Raw genomic sequence first — 22,332 nt, forward strand, 5'->3', positions numbered from 1 at the left:
ATACCACGCAGCCCTGCACCCGCAATTGCCTGGAAGAGACCGACGAAATACGCAAAATGATCACGGTCTTGCTGGAAATCCACGGATCGCTGATCAAAACGGTCTGGCCTGCTGTGTTGTCTTGTCGACCACCTCGGCTTCCGGCCGATCGCCGCCCTGGCTGTATTCTTCATGCCAGTGGCCGCTCTCATCCTGATAGCTGATTTCCTCGTCATCGCCCCCCACCTGCTGTTCGGCGGCGACGATGCGCGCAGCCTCGACGGCATCCGCATAAGAAGGGAATGTTTCGGAATAAGCGCCGTTCATGCGGTAGGCGAAGCCACCGTCATGCTCGACGATTTCATATACCACTTTGGTCATGCATGGTCCTCCTGTCTCGGTAGGCGACATGGCAACCACAACCGCGTTTCAAGCATTGCACCCGATGGGACAGCGCGGCATGAGCAGCATGTCCTGCGACACCACTATCCTACCAAAAGCATTCAAGCGCAAATCCTGCTTGATCTCACGGGCGATACGTCACAGCCTGAGCCGATCAGGGGGAAGGGAAATCGATGGCGGGTTCTATTCTGAAACAGGAGCGCATGCTGCTGCTGGCGATACCGGCGGCAATCCTCGCCTATATGGCCGAACATGCGATATTCGAAGCCGGAAAAACGGCGGCGCTCATCGCTGCAATCATGCTCATCGGGCTCATTGTTCTCGTCTCGATGCGCGTTGCCCATCACGCCGAAATCCTCGCCGCCAAGGTCGGCGATCCCTATGGCACCATGATCCTGACGCTGTCGGCCGTCGCGGTGGAAGTGCTGATCCTCGCCATCATCATGAGCGAATCCAGTTCACCGACGCTGGTGCGCGACACGATCTATTCCGCCGTGATGATCGACATCAACGGCATTCTCGGTCTCGCCGCCCTGCTCGGCGGCCTTCGCCACGGCGAGCAGCCTTATAATGACGATTCCGGCAAGACCTACGGCGTGATGATCCTGACGGCCATGGGCATATCGATGATCGTGCCGGAATTCATTCCGCAACAGAGCTGGCACGTCTATTCCGCCTTCACCATCGTCGCGATGATCGCGCTTTACGCGCTCTTCCTCAAAATGCAGGTCGGCCCGCACAGCTATTTCTTCAGCTACACCTATCCCCGCAAGACACACCCGGCCGGTCAGGCGCCGGACAGCCATGCGGACGAGGAGGACGAAGGCAGCGTGCCCCTCTCCATCGGCCTCATCATTGCCGGCGTGGTGCTGATCGGCGTGCTGGCGGAGTTCATGTCCGCCTTCTTAAGCGAAAGCCTCGAGGGCACAAGCGCGCCGCCGGCGCTGATGGCGGTGGTGGTGGCAACGATCTCGGCATCGCCGGAAATCCTCACCGCGCTCCGCTCCGCCTTGCGCAACCGTATGCAGGCCGTGGTCAATATCGCCATGGGCGCGTCGCTGTCGACGGTGATCCTGACCGTACCAGTCATGGAGGGCATCGCGCTCTATACCGGCCAGCCCTTCATCATGGCGATGACGCCGGTTCAGACCGTCATGGTCTTCATCACCCTCATAGCCGCCGCCATCAATCTCAATGACGGCGAAACCAATGCGATTGAAGGAATGACGCATTTCATTCTCTTCGCCACCTTCATCATGCTGCTGTTTCTGGGGCTTTAAAAACGAGCGTCGCGCCTGGATTTCCAGCACCTGACAAGGCGTCGTCGAAACCTCTCCTCCGTCATCCTCGGGCCTGCCCCGAGGATCCATCGCTCCGGGTTGTGGATCCTCGGGTCAGGCCCGAGGATGACGTGGAGTGTGCGGAGAACTCCACCGAACAAAAAAGCCCGGCATCGCTGCCGGGCTTCTTCATTTGAGATCACAACCGATCAGCGGCAATCGGCGCAGAAGCGCTGGATGCGCTTGCAGGCTTCTTCCAGCAGCGCTTCCGACGTGGCGTAGGAAATGCGGAAGTTCGGGCCGAGGCCGAAAGCCGATCCCTGCACGACGGCGACGCCTTCAGCTTCCAGAAGCTCGGAAACGAAATCCGTATCCGTCTCGATGACCTTGCCCGAAGGCGCGGTCTTGCCGATCAGACCGGCGCAGGACGGATAGACGTAGAACGCGCCTTCCGGAGCCGGGCAGCTGATGCCCTTGGCCTGGTTGAGCATGGAGACGACGAGGTCGCGGCGGCCTTCGAAGATTTTCTTGTTCGTCGGAATGAAATCCTGCGTGCCGTTCAAGGCTTCGACAGCCGCCCATTGCGCAATCGAGCTTGCGCCCGAGGTCTGCTGGCCCTGGATCATGTCCATGGCCTTGATGAGCGGCAGCGGGCCGGCGGCGTAACCGATACGCCAGCCGGTCATGGCATAGGCCTTGGAAACGCCGTTCATCGTCAGCGTGCGGTCATAAAGCGACGGCTCCACTTCGACCGGCGTGACGAATTTGAAATCGCCATAGGTCAGGTGCTCATACATGTCGTCCGTCAGCACCCAGACATGCGGATGCTTGACGAGCACATCCGTCAGCGCCTTCAGCTCGTCATGCGAATAGGCGGCGCCCGAGGGGTTGGACGGCGAGTTGAACACGAACCACTTGGTCTTCGGCGTGATCGCCTTTTCCAGCGCTTCCGGCTTCAGCTTGAAATTGTCTTCCAGTGTGGCATCGACAAAAACCGGCGTACCGCCGCAGATCGCCACCATTTCCGGATAGCTGACCCAGTAAGGCGCCGGAATGATGACTTCGTCACCCGGGTTCAGCGTGGCCATGAAGGCGTTGAAGAGGATCTGCTTGCCGCCGGTGCCGACGATGGTCTGTTCCGGCTTGTAGTCCAGGCCGTTTTCACGCTTGAACTTGTCGGCAATCGCCTTGCGCAGTTCCGGAATGCCGGAAATGGGCGTGTATTTGGTCTCGCCGCGTTTGATCGCGTCAATGGCCGCTTCCTTGATATTGTCGGGCGTATCGAAATCCGGCTCGCCGGCGCCAAGGCTGATCACATCGCGGCCCTGTGCTTTCAGCTCGCGGGCTTTCTGGGTAACGGCGATGGTGGCGGATGGCTTTACGCGGGAGAGAATGTCGGCAAGGAAGGCCATTTTTAATCGGTCCTATTGGGGTTGACATCGGCAGAATGGAAAACTTGTCTGCTGCGGCATTTTCTATGTCGAAAGACAGGCCTTCTTTCAAGGTCAAAAGCCGGCTTATCTGCGGTAACCGAGAATTTAAACCTTCCTTAACCTGGAAGTAACGCTTGATACGCTACATTCACGAGCCTAGAGGTCGTGTCTCTATAGCTGGTTGAAAAATGGCGCTCAAAAGCATCTTTTCCAGTCTTGTCCGCGAGGTCGATGGCACATGGTCCACGGCCTATCGCAGCTTCAACCTGAAATCGGCCCTGCAGCCCATTTTCCGCCGCACGCCGAGCGGCATGCTGGACATCGATTCCTTCGAGGGGCTGGTGCGTCCGCATCGCAATGGCGAGCCGGTGACGCCGGGCGAATTTTTCGCCCTCGTGGCGCCTGAAGACATCGAAAATATCGACAGCATCCTGCGCACGATTCACATCCTCAACACCGGCAGGCTCAACCGTTCCCGCGCCCGCATCTTCGTGAATTTCCATCCGGGCCTGTTCCAGACCCCGGCCAAGATGCGCCAGGAAGTGGAGCGCATGCGGCTTGCGGCCCACGAGGCCGGCATGACGGCGGATCGCATCGTCTGCGAAATCTCGGAGAAAAAAGCCTCCGACACGCAGATCGTCGCCGACTTCGCTTACCATATGCATGATATCGGTTTCCGCGTGGCGCTCGATGATTACGGCGCCGGCGATTCCGACATCGACCGCGTGAAGCTCATCAAGCCCGACTACGTGAAATTCGAAGCGGGCTGGGTGCGCGACTTCATGCAGAATTCGGCGGGCGCCGCGCTTTTGCGCGTCATCGTCAGCCAGTTTCGCGAGGACGGGATCGAGCCGGTATTCGAAGGGCTGGAAACCGGATGGCAGGTGGATCAGTGCGAAGAACTCGGCGTCTTCCTGATGCAGGGTTATATTCTGGCAAAACCCGAACTCGCACCGACCAGTTTCGACACACGTTTTCCCGAACTCGGAAGCGCCTATTTCTCCCCTCCCGCCCGGCCGGATAGAGGTGCCGCACCGTCATTTTCACGCGAAGAACGCCCCAATGACGCACATCCCCTGCGCCAGACCCGGACCTTCGGAAAACGCGGCCTCTGAGGCCAAATCGGCCAAAACGGGCTCTCCAATCGCTTCCGCCACAATATTGCCGCAATAAATGCCGCGGAACGCCAGAATTCGGTCTCCAAGCCGTCCATTTCGAAGCCTCTTTTATCCTTTAAGAACAGGGACAAGAGGCGACAGCCATGTTTACCAACGACAGGACTTCGGTTGAAAGGTTAAGGGCGCAGAGAACGCTGTTTTCCCTCTGGATGGCCGTTGCCGCTTTTCTCGTCATCGTCACCATGGCCGCCGGCATCGCCACCTCCGCCAATGCGGCCGCTGAGGCAATCGACACCCTGCAGACATCCGCCATCCCGCAGGTGGCGGCAACGACGAAAGCCGGCCCCCACCTCCTGACCATCGTCCTCTCGGCCGCAGCCTTTGTCGGCCTCGGCATTGGCGGCCTGACGCTCACCCGGCGCAGCCTGAAGGACGAGGCCCGCCGCTACAAATAAAGTAGCCTTCTCCTCGACTTGCGGCATCGGGATGTTGCTGCTAAAGCACCCGGGAACAGTCGACCGCATCGCCGGATCGACATTTCAGACAATCCCCTGTTTGCCATGGCCGTGACTGAATGATCGTCCGGCCCCTGCCGTGCTGGTGCCAACAATGACGCGTATTCAGGCCAATATGCTGCTCCTGCTCGCCGCAGCAATCTGGGGAGGCGGCTTTGTCGCCCAATCCTCCGCCATGGCCTCGATCGGCCCTTTCTGGTTCGTCGGCCTGCGTTTCGCCATCGCCGCCATCGCCGTGCTGCCCTTCGCGCTCATGGAAACACGGTCGCTGAAATCGCCGCCGAAGCGCACGGAGATCGGCAGCTTCATCCTCGTGGGGCTTGCCCTGTTCGGCGGCGCCACCACCCAGCAGGTCGGACTTTTGACCACGACCGTCACCAATTCCAGCTTCCTGACCGGCCTTTACGTCATCTTCGTACCCGTCATCGCCGTCGTGCTTTACCGCCGTCATCCCCACTGGATCGTCTGGCCATGCGCCTTGATGATGCTCGGCGGCATATTCCTGCTCTCCGGCGGCGCCTTCGAGACGCTGACAAAGGGCGACATTCTCAGCATCATCTGCGCTTTCTTCTGGGCGATCCAGATCACGCTGGCCGGGCGCTTCGTTTCCGAAAGCGGACGGCCGCTGGCGCTTTCCTGCACCCAGTTCGCCGTCTGCTCTCTTCTGAGTTGCATGATCGGCGTGGTGTTCGAGCCGATCAGCATGGCCTCCATCGAGGCATCGCTGGCGGAAATCCTCTATGTCGGCCTCGTTTCCTCCGGCCTCGCCTTTGTGCTGCAGGTCATCGGCCAGCGCTACACCACTGCGCCGCAGGCAGCGATATTCCTGTCCTCGGAGGCGCTTTTCGGCGCTTTGCTGGCCTCGATTTTCCTGAAGGAAACCATTTCGAGCGCCGGTTACATCGGTTGCCTGATAATCTTCGTTGCGATCCTCATCGTGGAACTGGTGCCGGAACTGACCAGGAAGCGGCAAAAATCCATGGCCGGAGCGAACTGACGAAAAAAGAACTTATTTTTCTCGTTCTGCCATAAATCCGGGTACGGCATTCAAATTTTGCCGTGAAATCCTGCGGCAAACGGCAATTATTTCATCAATTGTCGCTTATGCAGAAAAAATATGCGATTGCACGGTGTTATTCTACCGCAGGTTTTTTATCTGACAAAAAGCCCGTGAAAACTTTTGCTTGCCAATTTTCGATAAACGCATCACTCTACTGCGGTTCGGGCAATTTGCGAGCATGGGAAGGCCTATAAATTTGCGCACCGGGGACGCTATAAACCTCGGGCGGCGGGACGAAAAACGTTGGATGAGAACGCCATTACTTCCCGCTGCGAAGGTCCATTTTCTCAATAGTCAAGAACTGCCTGCCAACGCCCTCGCGGGGCAAAACTGTAATGCTGCCTGTAGCTGAACGCGGGCAGAGCGAAAAGGACCTGATGCATGGCCGAAACTGGCACCGTAAAATTCTTCAATACAGACAAAGGCTTCGGCTTCATCAAGCCAGACAATGGTGGCGCTGATATCTTTGTTCACATCTCTGCTGTACAGGCTTCTGGCCTGTCCGGACTTTCAGAAAATCAGAAAGTGAGCTTCGACACGGAACCGGATCGTCGCGGCAAGGGCCCGAAGGCAGTCAATCTGCAGATTGCTGGCTGACCCTAAAACGGCTTTCTTTTCTAGTTGAAGCCCGGCAGGAATGCCGGGTTTTTTTATGGTGGAACCGGTCCATCTCTTCTCCCGGAAGCTCAAATTCCCTGGAGATAGGGATTGCTGCGGCGTTCATCACCCAGCCTTCCGCCGGGGCCATGGCCGCAGATAAACCCGACATCATCGCCAAGCGGCAGCAACTTGTCGCGAATGGACGCCATCAATTGCTCATGGTTTCCACCCGGCAGGTCCGTGCGCCCCACCGATCCCGAAAACAGCACGTCGCCGACATGGGCAAACTGCTGGTCGCGGTTGTAATAGATGACATGGCCGGGTGCATGGCCGGGGCAATGGTAAACCTCGAACACGTGGTCCCCGAAGGACACCCTGTCGCCATCCTTCAGCCATTTGTCGGGCGTGACGTTCCGAAGGCCGCTGATGCCGTATTTTTCAGCCTGCGCTTCAACCCGCTCTAGCAGCGGCCGGTCGTCCTCATGCGGTCCGACGATCGGCAGCGACAGCTTTTCCCGCAACTCATCCGCGCCGCCGGCGTGATCGAGATGGCCATGCGTCAGCCAGATTTCTTTCAGCGTGATACCGTTTTCAGCCACCACCTGAAGAATGACGTCCACATCTCCGCCGGGATCGACGACGACGCCCTCCTTGGTGTCCTGATCGAACAGGATGGTGCAATTCTGCTCGAATGGCGTGACCGGAATAATGCCGGCCTGCAACTTTCCCATACCCTGTGTCTCCTGTCTGAAAGGTCCCGCCACCTATAGCCCGCGACCGGTTGCGGCACAATGGCAGCGGAAAAGACACCCGCTTTCAGCGATCGCGCCGCGCTGAAAAACACCATTGAACACAGTGAGATAGCAGCAATTCTTCCGCCGATGGCCGGAATTGCCGGCGAAAAATGTGGAACGCCCTGATGGCTGCGACGTTCTAGGTCCAGTCTTGAAAGGAGTGAGACACATGGACAAGACGCTAAAAATGCTGATCGCTGGCGGCGCCTTCGCCTTGATGGCGGGCTATGCAAACGCCGCCATGGTCGCCACCACCGCATCGGATGTTTCCGTTCGCTCGGGCCCCGGCGAAGACTATCCCGAAGTGGGCCTGGCCACCCGCGGCAGCAATGCGGTTCTGGATGGCTGCATGGAAGGCAGCAGCTGGTGCCGTATCGAAGTCAACGGCCTGCGCGGCTGGGCCCATGCCGATTATCTGAATGTCATGTATGAGGGCTCTCCGGTCATTCTCGAACAGCGCCGCTCGGAACTCAGCGTGCCTGTCGTGACCTACGAAACGACCTCGAGTGTGCAGGCAGAACCCAATCCCGGCGATCCTAATCTCGGCCGCGTCGGTGAGGTCGATCCGCCGCAATCGGTGATGACCTATATTGACGAACATCCCGCCGACACCGTCACCTATGACGGCGACATAGCCATCGGTAGCGTGTTGCCGTCGGATACACGTCTCGTCGAAATTCCGGACTATCAATATCGTTATGTCCGGGTGAACGACGTGCCGGTTCTGGTCGAACCTTCGACGCGACGGATTGTCTACGTCTATCAGTAAACGCACGGCGGATATCAATAGGCGGATGAAGGGCGCGGAGTTTCCGCGCTCTTTTCTATTTCCGGCAACAGCCGCTCAGGATTCCAGTTGCGCCCGCACCCGCGCCATATTATCCACCGCAACAGAAAATGATCGCGGCATGCTCCCGAGCGGACGCATTTTCGGCTATGTTTACAGAATATTGGCGCATCGACGCATGTCAGCCGCAGAATATGAAGGAACCGCAGTGCCACCGCAATCGCTCAAAACCGCCGCCGCCAGGCAGATACCGGCACTCCCGAAGGTTGACGACGGCAAGATCGACTTCGACACGATCGAGGCGCTGTTTTTCGCCTATCGCGATTTCGTCTCCGATCCCGATGTCATCCTGTCGAAGCTGGAATATGGGCGGGCGCATCACCGGGTGGTCTATTTCGTCAGCCGGCAGCCGGGCATGACGGTGGCGGATCTGCTCGATACGCTGCAGATCACCAAACAGAGCCTTGCCCGCGTGCTGAAACAATTGATCGACGACGGCTACATCCGCCAGATGGCGGGCCCGGAAGACCGCCGCCAGCGCAGGCTCTACCCCACGCTGACGGGTCGCGAACTGGCGCTGGCGCTGAGCGAGCCGCAATCGCGCCGCATCGATCGCGCGCTGGAAGGTCTCGGGCCCGACGCCCGCGCCTGCGTGCGCAAATTCCTGGCGCAGATGCGCAGCCCGACGACGGCGGCCGTGGAGGACGAGTGACGATGGCGACAGCACCGACAAAACGTCCACCGGCGGATGACGATGCGGCCCATCTCCTGATCGTCGATGACGACGCCCGCATTCGCGACCTTCTGCAGCGCTTTCTGGGCGACAAGGGTTATCGTATCTCCGTGGCGGCCGATGCGGCCGAAGCCCGGCGCAAAATGGTCGGCATCCGTTTCGATCTGCTCATCCTCGACGTGATGATGCCGGGCGAAAACGGGCTTTCGCTGACCCGCTCGCTGAACGAGGACAAATCCGTGCCGGTCATCCTTCTGACCGCCCGCTCGGAAGCGGATTCGCGCATCGCCGGGCTGGAAGCGGGAGCGGACGATTATCTCGCCAAACCCTTCGACCCGCGCGAGCTTGTCCTGCGCATCAACAATATCCTGCGGCGCAATACCTCGCCCGATACGCCGAAGATCGAACAGATCATGTTCGGCCCCTACAGCTTCTCCATTCCCAGGAAGGAATTGCGGCGCGGCCCCGAAACGATCCGCCTGACGGATCGCGAGCAGGAGATCATGCTGCTTTTTGCGCTGCGCGCCGGCGATACCATTCCGCGCCACGAACTGGTGGAAGCGGAATCGGAGGTAGGCGAAAGAACCATCGACGTGCAGATCAACCGTCTTCGCCGCAAGATCGAGGACGACCCTGCCAACCCTATCTATCTGCAAACGGTGCGCGGCATCGGTTACCGCCTGAGCGTGGACTGACGAGCACTCAAGGAAGGGCGAACGCACGGCCATGGCGAGCCTCGATTTTCTCAGCACGGTCAGAAACAGCGGCGCGGCCAAGGCCTGGCGCACATCCGGCAGATGGCTGCGCCACTGGCTGCCGACCGGCCTTTACACCCGTTCGCTGCTCATCATCATCCTGCCGATGATCCTGCTTCAGGCCGTGGTCGCGGCCGTCTTCATGGAACGTCACTGGCAGCTCGTGACGGAGCGCCTCTCCGCCGCCGTCACCCGCGATATCGCCGCGATCATCGAGCTGCTCCAGACGGACCCGGAAGAAGACGACTATCAGCGCGTCATCCGCATCGCCCGCGATAAGCTGGACCTCAGCGTCTATATCGAGCCGAAGACAGACTTGCCGGCCCCGAGACCGGAGCCGCTGTTCTCGATCCTCGACAGAATCCTTGCCGACCAATTGAAACAGCAGATCGGCAGGCCGTTCTGGATCGACACCTATGGCAACGGCTCACTGGTGGAAATCCGTGTCCAGCTGGAAAACAAGACGCTACGCGTCTTTACCAGCCGCAGCTCGGCCTATGCCTCCAACACCCATATCTTCCTTGTCTGGATGGTCGGGGCGTCGCTGGTGCTGATCGCCATCTCCATCCTCTTCCTGCGCGGGCAGATCAAACCCATCGAAGCGCTTGCCAAGGCGGCGGAAAACTTCGGCAAAGGCCAGAAGATCAGCGGCTATTCCCCGCGCGGCGCGGATGAGGTGCGGCGCGCCGGCCTCGCCTTCATCCTGATGCGCGAGCGTATCGAGCGGCAGATGGAGCAGCGCACCGCGATGCTGAACGGCGTCAGCCACGACCTGCGCACGATCCTCACCCGCTTCAAGCTGCAACTGGCGCTCGCCGGCGACAATCCCGATCTCGAGGGGCTCGACAAGGATGTCGAGGACATGCAGTCGATGCTGGAGGCCTATCTGACCTTCGCCCGCACCGATGTCGAAGAGGATGTCGGCACGCTGGAGCTCCCGGCGCTTCTTGAAAAAATCCGCCATGATTTCGAGCTGCACGGCAAGAAGTTCAGCTACGAACTCTACAATATCGAGCGGATCATCGCACGGCCCAATGCGCTGTCCCGGCTCGTCGCCAATCTGGCCGAAAATGCGCGACGCTACGCCGGCAATCTCCACATCGATATCCGCAAGGCGCCGCGCTCCATCATCATGACCTTCGACGATGACGGCCCCGGCATTCCGGAGAATTCACGCGAGGATGTGTTCAAGCCGTTCTTCCGGCTGGACGAGGCGCGCAATCTCAATGCTTCGGGCACCGGCCTTGGCCTTTCCATCGTCCGCGATATCGCCCGCAGTCACGGCGGCGATGTGACACTCGATGAAAGCCCGATGGGTGGATTGCGGGTAATCGTAAAGATACCGGCTTAGCGGCAAAATGCCGATCAGCACATTTTCTCGCCGTTCGGCACCGGCCGCTCGACGGCGGCGAGCACGATGTCGCCATTGGCATCGGCAAAACCGAGCGTCAGGACCTCGGACCGGAAAGGGCCGATCTGGCGCGGCGGAAAATTCACCACGCCCAGAACCTGCCGGCCGACTAGACTTTCCGGCGTATAGTGCACCGTGATCTGCGCCGAGGATTTCTTGACGCCGATCTCCGGCCCGAAATCGATCTTCACCTTGATTGCCGGCTTGCGCGCTTCGGGAAAAGGCTCGGCCTCGACGATGGTGCCGACGCGGATATCGACCTTCTCGAACTCGGCATAGGAAATTTCACCGCTCATGGCCCGCCCTTCAGCCCGCCAGCTCTTCAGCGCGCGTTTTTGCGGCAGCGACCGCCCTGTCGAACAGCGGCTGCATGCCGTCTTCGGCCATCAAAACGGAGAGCGCCGCAGCCGTGGTGCCGCCCGGCGAGGTCACATTCTGGCGCAGGCGCGCCGCCTCGTCGGAGGATTGGTGCAGCAACTCGCCGGCGCCGGCCACGGTTTCGCGCGCCAGACGCATGGCCACATCCGCCGGCAGACCGGCCTTGCGGCCGGCTTCAGCCATGCATTCCACCAGATAGAAGACATAGGCCGGGCCGCTTCCCGAAACCGCGGTCACCGCGTCTATATCGCTTTCGGCCTCCACCCATTCGACCGGGCCGCTGACCTTCAGCAAGCCATCCACCACGGCTCTAAGCTCCGGCGTTACCCGCTCGTTGGCATAGGCGCCCGTGACGCCGCGCCCCACCATGGCGGGTGTGTTGGGCATGGCCCGCACGGCGGCAACCGCACCGAAATGCGAAACGAAGGTGGCAATGGTGGTGCCCGCCGCGATGGAGACAACGACCGTTTCCGGACCCAGCAGGGGTTTCAGCGACGGCAGCACGGCGTCCATCATCTGCGGCTTCACCGCCACGAAAAGAATACCGGCCTTCACGCCCTCGGGCGCGCTTTCGCTATGGGCGGCGCCGGCTTCCGCAATAGTCGTGCGCATGGCGTCGGAGGGGCGCGGGTCGATGACGATGACCTGCGATCCCGGCACACCCTTTTTCAGCCAGCCTGAAAGCAGGGCACCGCCCATATTGCCGGCACCCACCAGGACGAGCGGCCCGGAAGCCTTGTACACCATGTTACGCTTCTCCGACGGTCTCGAACATGACCGCTTCGATTGCACTTTTCGCATCCAGCCCCGACCAGACGACGAACTGGAATGCCTGATAATATTGCTCGCAGGCCTCCAGCGCGCTGGAAAGCAGCACTTCCACCTGCTGGTTGTTCGGCTCGGCGCCGCCGGCCAGCAGCAGCGACTGGCGGAAGATCACCACATCCTCCTGCCGCCACAGATCGAAATGCCCCATCAGCACCTGACCGTTGACCTGAGAGAGCAGACGAATGACTTCGTTGACGCGCTGGTCCGGCACCTTGATGTCGAAGGCGCAGGCAAGATGCAGCGCCTCAAACTCTTCCATCCATGAAAAGGAGACGTGATAATCGGCCCAGTGACCGGCGACAGTCATGGCGATCTCGTCTTCGCCCGAACGCTCAAACGACCAGTCATTCGAGGCGGCGACAATCTCGATCATATCGACGGGATTGGACTGACGCTCAATTTCAAATTCTATCAGACTCATGCGGCACCTTCTCAGCCGGTAGGAATGTCCTGTTTTGAACGCCGGGCACAAAACGCACATACAAACCGGGATAAACATTTGAGACGATTGCCCGACACCACCAGAATTACGCATTCACCCTGTCTGGAGCTTACCAGGTCTTTTCGAATCATCATTTAAAATCAGTGTATAATGGCCGAGTCCCACTGCCACCCCTTCGCCGCCATTTTTGCTTTTTGAACAGTGGATATCTCCTCCCCCATCACCTCAGGCGAGATACATAAGCGACTCTGCCGATTGTGTTTTTTGGAAGTGTCCACAGGCCCCAAAAAATTCACGCCGGTGGCCGGTTTTAACAACCGGGCGTGACTTCGGGTGGAATGGGCCGCAAATAAAAAGCCCCGGAATCGCAGGCGATCCGGGACCCGTCAGAAAAAACGCTAAAAAAATCAGTCCTTGGCGGCGGAAAGCTTCGCTTCCAGAGCCTCGATGCGGGCGCGCAGCGCATCGTTTTCATCACGCGCCTGAATGGCCATTTCGCGAACCGCGTCGAATTCCTCGCGGCGGACGACATCGAGGCTGTTGAGCCAGCGATCCGCCTGTGCGTGAAAAGCGGCTTCGGCTTCCTTGCGCACGCCCTGCGCCGCGCCGGCCGCATCGGTCATCAGCTTGGCGAATTCATCCAGAAAACGATTGGTGCCTGTCGTGCTCATGGCGCTTGTCCTTCGTCGGTTCAGGGGCATCGTCTTGCCCGCTGTTGATAGCCTTCAGGTAGGCACTCCACCGCCGCCTTGCAAGCAAAATCGAAAAATCGCAAGGGCTGGCACCGCCCACGGTATGTTGAGCCGGAGCTTGAAGAATCACCTTGACCGCCGCCATCGCAATCGCCATTTTCCTCGCGTCAGGGAGACCGGTGAGCATCATCGCCCGGCCCCTTGAGGCAATGGCTCGTTCCGTTGTCCGCCCAGCAACGATGACGGAATATACGGATTGTCAGCCGCTCCCACCCAACTTGCCATCATGCCCTTCCCGAATATCGATCCGGTGGCGCTGTCCCTCGGCCCGCTCTCGATCCACTGGTACGGCATCGCCTATGTCGCCGGCATCATGCTTGGCTGGTTTTACGCCCGCCGCCTCGCCCGCACGGATCGCCTGTGGCCAAACGGGACGTCGCCGATCTCGGCGCAGCACCTCGACGATTTCATCCTCTGGGCAGCCGGCGGCATCGTGCTTGGCGGACGTATCGGTTACATCCTGTTTTATGATCTCGCCGCCGTCGCCGCCAATCCCATCAGGGCGATCGAGATATGGAACGGCGGCATGTCGTTCCATGGCGGCCTGATCGGCACCACCATCGCCATGATCCTTTTCGCCCGCAGAAACGGCATTCCGGTCTGGAGCATGTTCGACATCATTGCCGCTGTCGCGCCCATCGGCCTGCTGTTCGGGCGCATCGCCAATTTCATCAATGGCGAATTGTGGGGGCGCATCGCCGATGTGCCATGGGCGGTCGTCTTCCCGACCGGCGGCCCCTTTGCGCGGCACCCGAGCCAGCTTTACGAAGCAGGCCTCGAAGGCCTTGTGCTCGTCATCGTCCTGTCAATCGCCATCTATGCCTTCCGGGCGCTGAAAACGCCCGGCGTCGTTACCGGCATCTTCGTCTGCGGTTACGCGCTGTCGCGCATCTTCGTGGAATTCTTCCGCGAGCCGGACGCCCAGATCGGTTATCTCGCCGGCAACTGGCTGACCATGGGCATGGTGCTTTCCACGCCGATGTTCGCTCTCGGCCTGTGGGCCATCCTGCGGGCGCGCAGCGCGGCAAAAATCGCCTGAACGGTATGATTACCCATGACGACACCGCTCGCGCAACGCATCAAATCCCTTATCCGGCTCAACGGTCCGCTCAGCGTTACCGACTACTTCTCGCTCTGCCTCGCCGATCCTGAACACGGTTATTACAGAAGCCGCGAACCCTTCGGCCGTTCGGGTGATTTCATCACCGCGCCTGAAGTCAGCCAGCTTTTCGGCGAGATGCTCGGGGTTTTCGTGGTCCATGCCTGGCAAAGACACGGTGCGCCCGTGGAAACGCAACTGGTGGAGATCGGTCCCGGCCGCGGCACCATGATGTCGGACATGCTGCGTGTGATCCGCCGCATCGCCCCGCCGCTTTACGAGACGATGCGGGTGCATCTGGTCGAAACCAGCCCCCGCCTTTCCGCCATCCAGAAAGAAACTCTGGCCGCCCATTCGGGCAGGCTGACCTGGCACGACAGTTTCGACGATGTGCCGGAGGGCTTCCTGCTCCTCGTCGCCAACGAACTTTTCGACGCCATTCCGATCCGGCAATTCGTGAAGACGCCGCAGGGCTTTCGAGAGCGCGTGGTCAGCCTCGACGCCAATGACGAACTCGTCTTTTCGACGGGCATTGCCGGCATAGACCCAAGCCTGCTGCCGCCCCAGCCGGAACGCCAGCCTCCCGGTACCATATTCGAGGTTTCACCCGCCCGCGAAGCCGTGATGACCGCGATCTGCCAGCGCCTCTCCGCCCACGGCGGCACGGCGCTCGCCATCGATTACGGCCATCTGGTCGCCGGTTATGGCGATACGCTGCAGGCCATGCGCAACCACGCCTTCGACCCGGCGCTTGCCCATCCCGGCGAAGCCGACCTCACCAGCCATGTCGATTTCGAAAGCCTCGTGAAAACAGCCGAAGCAACCGGCGTGCATGTCAACGGCACGCTGCGGCAGGGCGATTTTCTCTATGGCCTCGGCCTCAAGGAACGCGCGGCCGCCCTTGCCGCCAAGGCCACGCCCGACCAGACGCTGGAAATCGCCGAAGCGGTGAACCGCCTCGCCGGCGAAGGCGCCGGCAAGATGGGGGAACTTTTCAAGGTCATCGCCGTTTCAAGTCCCGCGCTACATCTCCTGCCGTTTCGCGCGGTGGATTGACAGCGCAATAACCTCTGGGCCAACATCGCCGCGACACACGAAGCAGGCACACTGCATCACACACGCCGTGCAACGCCGCGGCAACAGGAAACATCTCGCTCAACCCTATTCCACTGGCCAACAGCGATATTCTCCAAGGAACTCCCACACCATGCAGAACGCAACGCTGCCGCTCCCCATCCAGAGTCCCCTGCTCGTCGCCCTCGGTGAAAACCGCGTCCGCCACGGCTTTTTCACCCGGCAGGGCGGCGTCTCCGAAGGGCTTTATCAGGGCCTCAATGTCGGCCTCGGCTCCCATGATGAACCCGAAAAGGTGCAGGAAAACCGCCGGCGCGTGACACAATGGTTCGGCCTGTCCTCAGAGCGCCTCGCCACCGTGCACCAGATCCATTCTGCCGATGTCCTCGTGGTCGATGAAACCTATGACGGCAATCGCCCGCAGGCCGATGCCATGGTGACGGCGACGCCGGGTTTCGTGCTTGGCGTGCTGAGCGCCGATTGCGGCCCGATCCTGTTTGCCGATGCGGAAGCCGGCGTCGTGGGCGCTGCCCATGCCGGCTGGAAGGGCGCGCTCTTCGGCGTGCTCGAAAACACCATCGAGACCATGACGAAGCTCGGCGCCAGCCGCGAGCGCATCGCCGCCTCGCTCGGCCCCTCCATCAGCCAGAGCAATTACGAGGTCGGGCCGGAATATGTGGCGCGTTTCACCGATATCGATCCGGCCTACGCGGATTATTTCGCCAAAACAGAGAAGGAAGGCCACGCGCTGTTCGACCTCAAGCAGTTCACCATCGACCGCCTGACCAAAGCCGGCGTGAAGGCGGAAAATCTCGGCCTCTGCACCTATCCGGACGAAGAACGCTTCTATTCCTATCGCCGCACCACCCATCGCGCCGAACCCGATTACGGCCGGCAGATTTCCGCAATCGCAATTCTGGAGGACTGACATGGCCCTGCATTTCGAGCTTTCGGAATTCGATGCCCGCCGCGAGCGGCTGCTCGCGAAAATGGCCGAGGAGAAGCTGGACGCGCTTCTGCTTTTCGCGCAGGAAAGCATGTACTGGCTGACCGGCTATGACACATTCGGCTACTGCTTCTTCCAGACGCTGGTGGTCAAGTCGGACGGTTCCATGACGCTTCTGACCCGCTCGGCGGATCTGCGTCAGGCCCGCAACACCTCCATCATCGAAAATATCCTTATCTGGGTCGACCGGCCCAATGCCGACCCGACGCTCGACCTCAAAAACCTGCTGAGCGATCTCGACCTGCTCGGCGCGAAGGTCGGCGTCGAATACGACACCCACGGCATGACCGGCCGCGTCGCCCGCCTGCTGGACAACCAGCTCGCCAGCTTCTGCCAGATGAGCGACGCTTCCTATCTGGTCAGCACCCTCAGGCTCGTCAAAAGCCCGGCCGAGATCGCCCATGCGCGCAAGGCGGGCCAGCTGGCCGATGCGGCGCTGGACGCGGCGTTGCCGCTCATCAAGCCCGGCGCGGATGAGGCCGCAATTCTCGCAGCGATGCAGGGAGCGGTTCTGGCCGGCGGCGGCGATTACCCCGCCAATGAATTCATCGTCGGTTCCGGCGCGGATGCGCTGCTGTGCCGTTACAAGGCCGGCCGCCGCAGGCTCGACGCCAAGGATCAGCTGACGCTGGAATGGGCCGGTGTCAGCGCCCATTACCATGCCGCCATGATGCGCACGGTGGTGATCGGTGAACAGGATTTCCGCCAGAAGGAGCTTTACAGCGCCTGCCTGCAAAACCTCACCGCTATCGAGGAGGTGCTGCGGCCCGGCAAGACCTTTGGCGATGTCTTCGACGTGCATGCCCGCGTGATGGACGAGCGCGGCTTGACCCGCCACCGGCTGAACTCCTGCGGTTATTCGCTGGGTGCGCGCTTTTCGCCGTCCTGGATGGAGCATCAGATGTTCCACGCCGGCAATCCGCAGGAGATCAGCGCCGACATGACGCTCTTCGTGCATATGATCGTGATGGATTCCGATTCCGGCACGGCCATGACGCTCGGCCAGACCTATCTGACCACAGACGGCGCGCCGGAGCCGCTCTCGCGCCACAACCTCGATCTTCTCACAGCTTAAATCGCCGCCGGGTTTGACAGAGCGGGAAAACCGCCCTTACATTGCGCCACCTTGGGCAAGAAGGAGCGGAACATGAGAGGGAAAATCGCATGAACCGGACGGGGTTCGCCCCCCTTTTTCCGGCCGTCATCGTTCCAGCGCTGGTGCTGGCCCTGTCAGGCTGCAACACGACGGAAGCGCTGACACCTCAGGTAGATGTCGGCCATAATACCTCGCAATCGACACCCGTGACCCAGGGCGATCTCGACCGGATGGCCGCCGCTGCCGACAGCGCGCCCGCAGGCGCTCCGGCAACAGCAACCTCCGTTCCCGCCTATGCGCCGCAGAACTCGTTGCAGGCGCAGGCACAGGCGCTATCCAGCGGCAACCAGTATGGCGAACCGCTCGGCCAGGCCCAACCCGCGACTCAGTCCCCCGCTGCCGCGCCGGCGCAGCAGACGGCATCGCTTGCGCCCGCCTCTTCCGCAAATTCCATCCGCTTCCTACCGATCATCGGCGCGCCCGTGCAGGCGGTGACGCCATTGTCACGCCAGCTCGGAGCCGAAGCGCGGGCGAAGGGGCTCACCATCCGCGCTTCCAACGACAATTCGGCCGAAAACATCCTGAAGGGATATTTCTCCGCCTTCGCCGATGGCGGCAAGGTGAATATCATCTACGTCTGGGACATTCTCGATGCCAATGGCGTGCGGCTTCACCGCCTGCAGGGGCAGGAAACGGTGGCGTCAAAAGGCAGCGATCCATGGGCGGCGGTGACCGACAGGGTCATGCAGGATATCGCCGCAAAAACACTCAACGATTATTCATCCTGGAAGCAATCTCAACGCGGATGAGGTGAAACGGCGGGAGAAGTCACAGAGATTTCACGAAAATCATTGCGAAAGCGCGGAGTCCTCTTGCAATCGGAAGCAACAGCGCTATTAAGGCGCGCATGGCAACAAGGCGTATCCGGCAAAGGCTTTTCAGCCGGATGTTCCTCCCCTTGAACGACGCTTGGTTACGGTGGATTGAGCCCCGTGACGCAAGGCGATGGCATGGAAACAGGCGGCCGCAATGAAGGTTTTCGCAGGCAATTCGAACCGGCACCTTGCCGAAGCGATCTGCAAGTATCTTAATGTTCCTCTCGGAAATGCCACTGTAAAGCGGTTTGCTGACCAGGAAATATTCGTAGAAATCAGCGAGAACGTGCGCGGCGAAGACGTTTTCATCGTCCAGTCCACCTCCTTCCCGGCAAATGATCATCTGATGGAACTGCTCATCATGATCGACGCCATGCGCCGCTCCTCTGCCAAGCGCATTACCGCGGTGCTTCCCTATTTCGGTTACGCTCGCCAGGACCGCAAGGCCGGCCCCCGAACCCCGATTTCCGCCAAGCTCGTCGCCAATCTGATCACCGAAGCCGGCGCCGACCGCGTCCTCACCCTCGATCTTCATGCCGGCCAGATCCAGGGCTTCTTCGATATTCCCACCGACAACCTCTTCGCAGCGCCCATTCTCGCCCGCGACGTGAAGGACCATTACGACACCAACAATGTCATGGTCGTTTCGCCAGACGTCGGCGGCGTGGTCCGCGCCCGTGCACTCGCCAAGCGTCTCGACTGTCTTCTGGCCATCGTCGACAAACGCCGTGACCGTCCGGGCGAATCCGAGGTCATGAACGTCATCGGCGATGTTTCCGGCAAGGACTGCATCCTCATCGACGACATCGTCGATTCCGGCGGCACCCTCTGCAACGCTGCTGAAGCCCTGCTGAAAAAGGGCGCGACCAGCGTCACCGCCTATATCACCCACGGCGTGCTTTCCGGCGGCGCGGTTGCCCGCGTGGCCTCTTCGAAGCTGCGCGAACTCGTCATCACAGACAGCATCCAGCCGACCACCAGCGTTCAGTCCGCGCATAACATCCGCGTGGTCAGCACCGCAGGCCTGCTCGGCGAAGCGATCAACCGCACCGCGCAGGAACAGTCAGTTTCCGGCCTGTTCGACTAAAGAGCTTCAGAAACCTCGGCCGTCATGCTCGCGCCCGCCCAGCTGCGGTCGGGCGCGGCGCCGGGCATTTTCGCAACGGCGTCCTTCGGGCTTTCCCCATGGATGTATCACGTCAACGACATCAATCGGTTGCAGATTCCCGGGACAGGCCTGAGGATGACGCGGCAGCGTCCGGCAGGCTCGCCATTCACATCGATGACGTCGCACAACTTCTTCTCAAGACGAGGCCGTCCCCGCATCCGGAGGCCGCTGCAGCCGGGAGACCGCCGCCTTGATTTTCGGCCACCAGCGCCGAACGCGGGTAAGGATGGCATGGCGGCCATTGCGCCAGATGCTGGCCGTATCGGCCGAGACGGCGTCGCCGGTGAACAGCTGGCGATGGCGGCTTATCGCCAGTGCCCGGTAGAGAAACAGGGTGGTAAGGGCGGAAAACAGGATGGACATCACCACATCGCTGAGGAAATGCCCACCGGCCGCGATGCGCAGACCGGACATCAGGGTGATCGTACCGGCGGCAATGCTTCCCATCACGAACCGGCCACGCCATTGCAGGCGGTGCCAGACAAGCACGCAGAGCGGCAGGAAAAAACTGGCGATCAGCGCGGTTTCCCCGGAAGAGAACGAACAGTTCGAATAACATTGCGTGCTGTACTGGAAAGGCGGCGTGAAAAGCTGCTGCCCACCGAATTCTGTAACGCTGAACGGGCGCGCCCGACCGATGGTCGCCTTCAACACACCGTTGACGAGAAGCCCGGCGCAGAGGATCACCGGCCCGCACAGAAAGGCCCAGACACGCCAGCCGGTTCGCTGCAAGGTACCCAGCCGCAGATTGCCGACAAGGACGATGAAGGCCAGAAGCGTGGCAAGCTCCGTGCCTTCGCGCAGCGTGTCCCGCAGCCATTCGGGAAACGGTTCACGGCCGGACCATGGCTGCCCCACGGGAGAAAAAAACAGCGCGGAGAATTTGAGATCGATGGAGGGAAAGGTTGCAAACAGGATGACGAGCGCCAATGTGGCGAGCGTCAGCCAGATCGTGATCCGCATATGCGAAAGATCATTATCCATTGCTGCCCTCCGGCATGCATTGCGGCGGCAGGCGCCAGAGGCCGATTTCCCTGCCCTCGAGGAAACCTGGCCCGGCGATCCAGCGGGCAACCGGCGCCTCGCCGGCAAGGCAGGCCGGCAGGCCATCCGCACTCGCCAGAAACAGGGGATTTTTCGCCTCGCCGGCTTTCAGCGGGTAAAGAAGCGCATAGTGGCTGGAAGGCACGCCGGTTTCCGGCAATGCACGCGTCAGCACCTGTTTTTCATCCCGCAACTGATAAAAAAGCTCTGCCAATATGGAACGATCCGTCGCGACGATGGCATCCGCCCCCGCCTCGCGTGCCCGTAACAGACCGGTCGACACAAGCTCTGAGCGGCCGAGATAACGCTTCATCGCCAGCTCGCCGCTCGGCAGGCGAAGCTCCGTTCCGGCAATGGTCATCAGCGGCAGTGCGACCGCCACGATGCCGCCGAGCGCGAGGCTGGACACGGTGAGCCAGCGCCGCGACGCCAGTACCGGCACCGCCAGAAGCACACCGGCGGCATAGGCGCCCACCGCCCAGTTGGCCAGCGCCCGCGACATCAAGCCCTGCGCGGTGATCAAGAGAACGATCGGCACCGAAAGAGCGACCAGCGCCCGGCTTTCAGCGCTCTTCGCGCGGATTGTCGCGACGATCATGCCGACGAAAACGAATGGTCCGACCACGCCCGCCTGCGAGAAGAAGAACTCCAGCGCGGAACCGATCTTCAGCTGGACGCCATTCCAGTTCGCATTGTCAGCCGTATGGCGTGCGGTCATGAAGTCATGCGCCGCGTTCCACCACAGATTGGGGGCGATGACGGCGGCGCAGACCAGCACGGCAATCGCCGCATCCCGCAGCCGGATGCGCCACGCCGCGCAAAGCCAGCCGGCGGCGATGAAGCAGGGCAGGAAATAGATCATCGCATATTTCGACATCAGGCCGAGGCCGAAGCAGAGGCCGAGAGCGATGCTCCAGCCAAGCGCCGGCCTGCCCTCGCCGCGGGCCAGCGCAAGCTTCCGCACTGATATCATCGACAGCACGATGAACAGCATCATCGGCGTATCGGTCGAGATCAGCAGGCTGCCGAGCGTCACGGCCGGCAAGGTCAGATAGATAAGGGCGGCCAGCGAGGCCAGCCTGACATCATAGATCATCCGCCCGAGCGCAAGGATGGCCACCGCCGCGACGCCATGCACCACGGGTGCGGCCAGCCGCACCTGAAACGTGCCCTCGCCGCCGCCGAGAATGGTCGCCGCGCGAATGAGCCAGCCGATCAGCGGCGGCTTGGAATAGGCGCCAAGCGCCATTTCCCTGCCCCATAGCCAATATTGCGCCTCATCGACGAAAAGATCGGTGCGGTTGAAGGCGAGCCCCAGAACGCGCAGCCCCGTCACGAGGACAATCGCTGCCAGCGCGAATGTCAGCCATCGCCGCTCATCGCCGGCCTGCGCATAAGGCAGGATCGCCCCGTCATGCATGCTGGCGGCGTTCTGCATGGATCAACCAGAGATTTCGGGCATAGATGAAGAGGCCGGAAGCCTGCCCCAGAATAAAGACCGGATCGCGTCGCCAGATGGCATAAGAGAGCAGCACAAGGCCGCCAAGAACGGAAAAATACCAGAAGGCCACCGGAATAACCGAGCGATTTGCCCGTTCCGACGAAATCCATTGAACCAGAAAGCGCATGGTGAACAGCATCTGCCCCATGAAACCGGTCAAGACCCAGATGAATTCCTTCCAGCTGTTCACATGCAGCATGGA

27 protein-coding genes are annotated in these 22,332 nt (G+C 60.8%); 16 read left to right on the top strand and 11 right to left on the bottom strand.

Annotated elements, in window-relative coordinates; translation table 11 throughout:
- Positions 1-93: 93 nt before the first annotated feature.
- The gene (locus tag N5D22_RS10830) at positions 94-360 is read right to left on the bottom strand and encodes a DUF2188 domain-containing protein (RefSeq protein WP_003522857.1); all 267 of its coding nucleotides are present in this window, start codon (positions 358-360) and stop codon (positions 94-96) included.
- Positions 361-554: 194 nt separating this feature from the next.
- On the opposite strand from N5D22_RS10830, the gene N5D22_RS10835 reads away from it, so the two are divergent.
- A complete protein-coding gene (locus N5D22_RS10835; protein ID WP_279656372.1) occupies positions 555-1,661 on the top strand; it encodes a calcium:proton antiporter in 1,107 nt (368 codons plus the stop codon).
- 209 nt (positions 1,662-1,870) lie between these two features.
- On the opposite strand, the gene N5D22_RS10840 is transcribed toward N5D22_RS10835, so the two are convergent.
- Positions 1,871-3,073 carry a pyridoxal phosphate-dependent aminotransferase gene (locus tag N5D22_RS10840; RefSeq protein WP_279656373.1) on the bottom strand — a complete coding sequence of 401 codons (1,203 nt, stop codon included), beginning with the start codon at positions 3,071-3,073 and terminating at the stop codon, positions 1,871-1,873.
- A 209-nt stretch (positions 3,074-3,282) separates the two neighbouring features.
- Between N5D22_RS10840 and N5D22_RS10845 the strand changes: the two genes are divergently transcribed.
- The 4 genes from N5D22_RS10845 (at position 3,283) to N5D22_RS10860 (ending at position 6,384) form a co-directional block, all read left to right on the top strand.
- Positions 3,283-4,209, top strand: coding sequence for an EAL domain-containing protein (locus N5D22_RS10845; protein ID WP_279656374.1), 927 nt, complete (start codon positions 3,283-3,285; stop codon positions 4,207-4,209).
- A gap of 146 nt (positions 4,210-4,355) precedes the next feature.
- Entirely contained in the window at positions 4,356-4,667 is a 312-nt protein-coding gene (locus N5D22_RS10850) for a hypothetical protein (RefSeq protein WP_279656375.1), read from the top strand.
- A gap of 154 nt (positions 4,668-4,821) precedes the next feature.
- Positions 4,822-5,724, top strand: coding sequence for a DMT family transporter (locus N5D22_RS10855; RefSeq protein ID WP_279656376.1), 903 nt, complete (start codon positions 4,822-4,824; stop codon positions 5,722-5,724).
- Positions 5,725-6,168: 444 nt separating this feature from the next.
- Positions 6,169-6,384, top strand: a complete 216-nt coding sequence (locus N5D22_RS10860) for a cold-shock protein (protein ID WP_003494703.1) — start codon at positions 6,169-6,171, stop codon at positions 6,382-6,384.
- Positions 6,385-6,473: 89 nt separating this feature from the next.
- Here N5D22_RS10860 and N5D22_RS10865 read toward each other — a convergent pair whose 3' ends face one another.
- On the bottom strand, positions 6,474-7,118 hold the full coding sequence (locus tag N5D22_RS10865) for an MBL fold metallo-hydrolase (RefSeq protein WP_279656391.1): 645 nt from the start codon (positions 7,116-7,118) through the stop codon (positions 6,474-6,476).
- 60 nt (positions 7,119-7,178) lie between these two features.
- On the opposite strand from N5D22_RS10865, the gene N5D22_RS10870 reads away from it, so the two are divergent.
- The 5 genes from N5D22_RS10870 to N5D22_RS10890 all read left to right on the top strand — a co-directional run bounded on the left by N5D22_RS10870 (position 7,179) and on the right by N5D22_RS10890 (position 10,807).
- Positions 7,179-7,307 (top strand): hypothetical protein, encoded by a 129-nt coding sequence (locus tag N5D22_RS10870; RefSeq protein ID WP_279656392.1) that lies wholly within the window; start codon positions 7,179-7,181, stop codon positions 7,305-7,307.
- 43 nt (positions 7,308-7,350) lie between these two features.
- Positions 7,351-7,950, top strand: a complete 600-nt coding sequence (locus N5D22_RS10875) for a DUF1236 domain-containing protein (protein WP_279656393.1) — start codon at positions 7,351-7,353, stop codon at positions 7,948-7,950.
- 196 nt (positions 7,951-8,146) lie between these two features.
- On the top strand, positions 8,147-8,680 hold the full coding sequence (locus N5D22_RS10880) for a MarR family transcriptional regulator (protein ID WP_279656394.1): 534 nt from the start codon (positions 8,147-8,149) through the stop codon (positions 8,678-8,680).
- Between the two features lie 2 nt (positions 8,681-8,682).
- On the top strand, positions 8,683-9,396 hold the full coding sequence (locus N5D22_RS10885) for a response regulator transcription factor (protein ID WP_279656395.1): 714 nt from the start codon (positions 8,683-8,685) through the stop codon (positions 9,394-9,396).
- Positions 9,397-9,427: 31 nt separating this feature from the next.
- Positions 9,428-10,807 (top strand): ATP-binding protein, encoded by a 1,380-nt coding sequence (locus N5D22_RS10890; RefSeq protein WP_279656396.1) that lies wholly within the window; start codon positions 9,428-9,430, stop codon positions 10,805-10,807.
- Between the two features lie 14 nt (positions 10,808-10,821).
- On the opposite strand, the gene N5D22_RS10895 is transcribed toward N5D22_RS10890, so the two are convergent.
- The 5 genes from N5D22_RS10895 to N5D22_RS10915 all read right to left on the bottom strand — a co-directional run bounded on the left by N5D22_RS10895 (position 10,822) and on the right by N5D22_RS10915 (position 13,397).
- Positions 10,822-11,163: a tRNA-binding protein gene (locus N5D22_RS10895; RefSeq protein WP_279656397.1), complete on the bottom strand. Its 342-nt coding sequence runs from the start codon at positions 11,161-11,163 to the stop codon at positions 10,822-10,824.
- A gap of 10 nt (positions 11,164-11,173) precedes the next feature.
- Positions 11,174-11,992, bottom strand: coding sequence for a pyrroline-5-carboxylate reductase (gene proC, locus N5D22_RS10900; RefSeq protein ID WP_279656398.1), 819 nt, complete (start codon positions 11,990-11,992; stop codon positions 11,174-11,176).
- Between the two features lies 1 nt (position 11,993).
- Entirely contained in the window at positions 11,994-12,494 is a 501-nt protein-coding gene (locus N5D22_RS10905; RefSeq protein ID WP_003522870.1) for a YbjN domain-containing protein, read from the bottom strand.
- A gap of 428 nt (positions 12,495-12,922) precedes the next feature.
- Complete coding sequence (locus N5D22_RS10910; RefSeq protein WP_003522871.1) at positions 12,923-13,186, bottom strand: accessory factor UbiK family protein; 264 nt, start codon at positions 13,184-13,186, stop codon at positions 12,923-12,925.
- Complete coding sequence (locus tag N5D22_RS10915) at positions 13,152-13,397, bottom strand: hypothetical protein (protein ID WP_279656399.1); 246 nt, start codon at positions 13,395-13,397, stop codon at positions 13,152-13,154. Before N5D22_RS10915 ends, N5D22_RS10910 begins: the two co-directional genes overlap by 35 nt.
- Before the next feature lie 96 nt (positions 13,398-13,493).
- Between N5D22_RS10915 and lgt the strand changes: the two genes are divergently transcribed.
- From lgt to N5D22_RS10945, 6 genes are all read left to right on the top strand, one after another.
- Positions 13,494-14,306 (top strand): prolipoprotein diacylglyceryl transferase, encoded by an 813-nt coding sequence (lgt, locus tag N5D22_RS10920; protein WP_279656424.1) that lies wholly within the window; start codon positions 13,494-13,496, stop codon positions 14,304-14,306.
- Between the two features lie 15 nt (positions 14,307-14,321).
- Positions 14,322-15,422, top strand: a complete 1,101-nt coding sequence (locus N5D22_RS10925) for a class I SAM-dependent methyltransferase (RefSeq protein ID WP_279656400.1) — start codon at positions 14,322-14,324, stop codon at positions 15,420-15,422.
- 151 nt (positions 15,423-15,573) lie between these two features.
- The gene (pgeF, locus tag N5D22_RS10930) at positions 15,574-16,368 is read left to right on the top strand and encodes a peptidoglycan editing factor PgeF (protein ID WP_279656401.1); all 795 of its coding nucleotides are present in this window, start codon (positions 15,574-15,576) and stop codon (positions 16,366-16,368) included.
- A gap of 1 nt (position 16,369) precedes the next feature.
- Positions 16,370-17,521, top strand: a complete 1,152-nt coding sequence (locus N5D22_RS10935) for a Xaa-Pro peptidase family protein (protein ID WP_279656402.1) — start codon at positions 16,370-16,372, stop codon at positions 17,519-17,521.
- Positions 17,522-17,610: 89 nt separating this feature from the next.
- A complete protein-coding gene (locus N5D22_RS10940; protein ID WP_279656403.1) occupies positions 17,611-18,351 on the top strand; it encodes a hypothetical protein in 741 nt (246 codons plus the stop codon).
- A gap of 220 nt (positions 18,352-18,571) precedes the next feature.
- Complete coding sequence (locus tag N5D22_RS10945) at positions 18,572-19,504, top strand: ribose-phosphate pyrophosphokinase (protein ID WP_279656404.1); 933 nt, start codon at positions 18,572-18,574, stop codon at positions 19,502-19,504.
- Between the two features lie 216 nt (positions 19,505-19,720).
- On the opposite strand, the gene N5D22_RS10950 is transcribed toward N5D22_RS10945, so the two are convergent.
- From N5D22_RS10950 to N5D22_RS10960, 3 genes are read right to left on the bottom strand one after another with little or no spacing between them, the layout of a single operon-like run.
- Positions 19,721-20,569: a phosphatase PAP2 family protein gene (locus N5D22_RS10950; protein ID WP_279656405.1), complete on the bottom strand. Its 849-nt coding sequence runs from the start codon at positions 20,567-20,569 to the stop codon at positions 19,721-19,723.
- On the bottom strand, positions 20,562-22,067 hold the full coding sequence (locus N5D22_RS10955) for a glycosyltransferase family 39 protein (RefSeq protein ID WP_279656406.1): 1,506 nt from the start codon (positions 22,065-22,067) through the stop codon (positions 20,562-20,564). Before N5D22_RS10955 ends, N5D22_RS10950 begins: the two co-directional genes overlap by 8 nt.
- Positions 22,042-22,329 (bottom strand): lipid-A-disaccharide synthase N-terminal domain-containing protein, encoded by a 288-nt coding sequence (locus N5D22_RS10960; RefSeq protein WP_065113860.1) that lies wholly within the window; start codon positions 22,327-22,329, stop codon positions 22,042-22,044. Before N5D22_RS10960 ends, N5D22_RS10955 begins: the two co-directional genes overlap by 26 nt.
- Between the last annotated feature and the right edge of the window lie 3 nt (positions 22,330-22,332).

The sequence above is a fragment of the Agrobacterium sp. GD03872 genome, from assembly GCF_029840625.1.
GTDB lineage: Bacteria > Pseudomonadota > Alphaproteobacteria > Rhizobiales > Rhizobiaceae > Agrobacterium > Agrobacterium fabrum_A.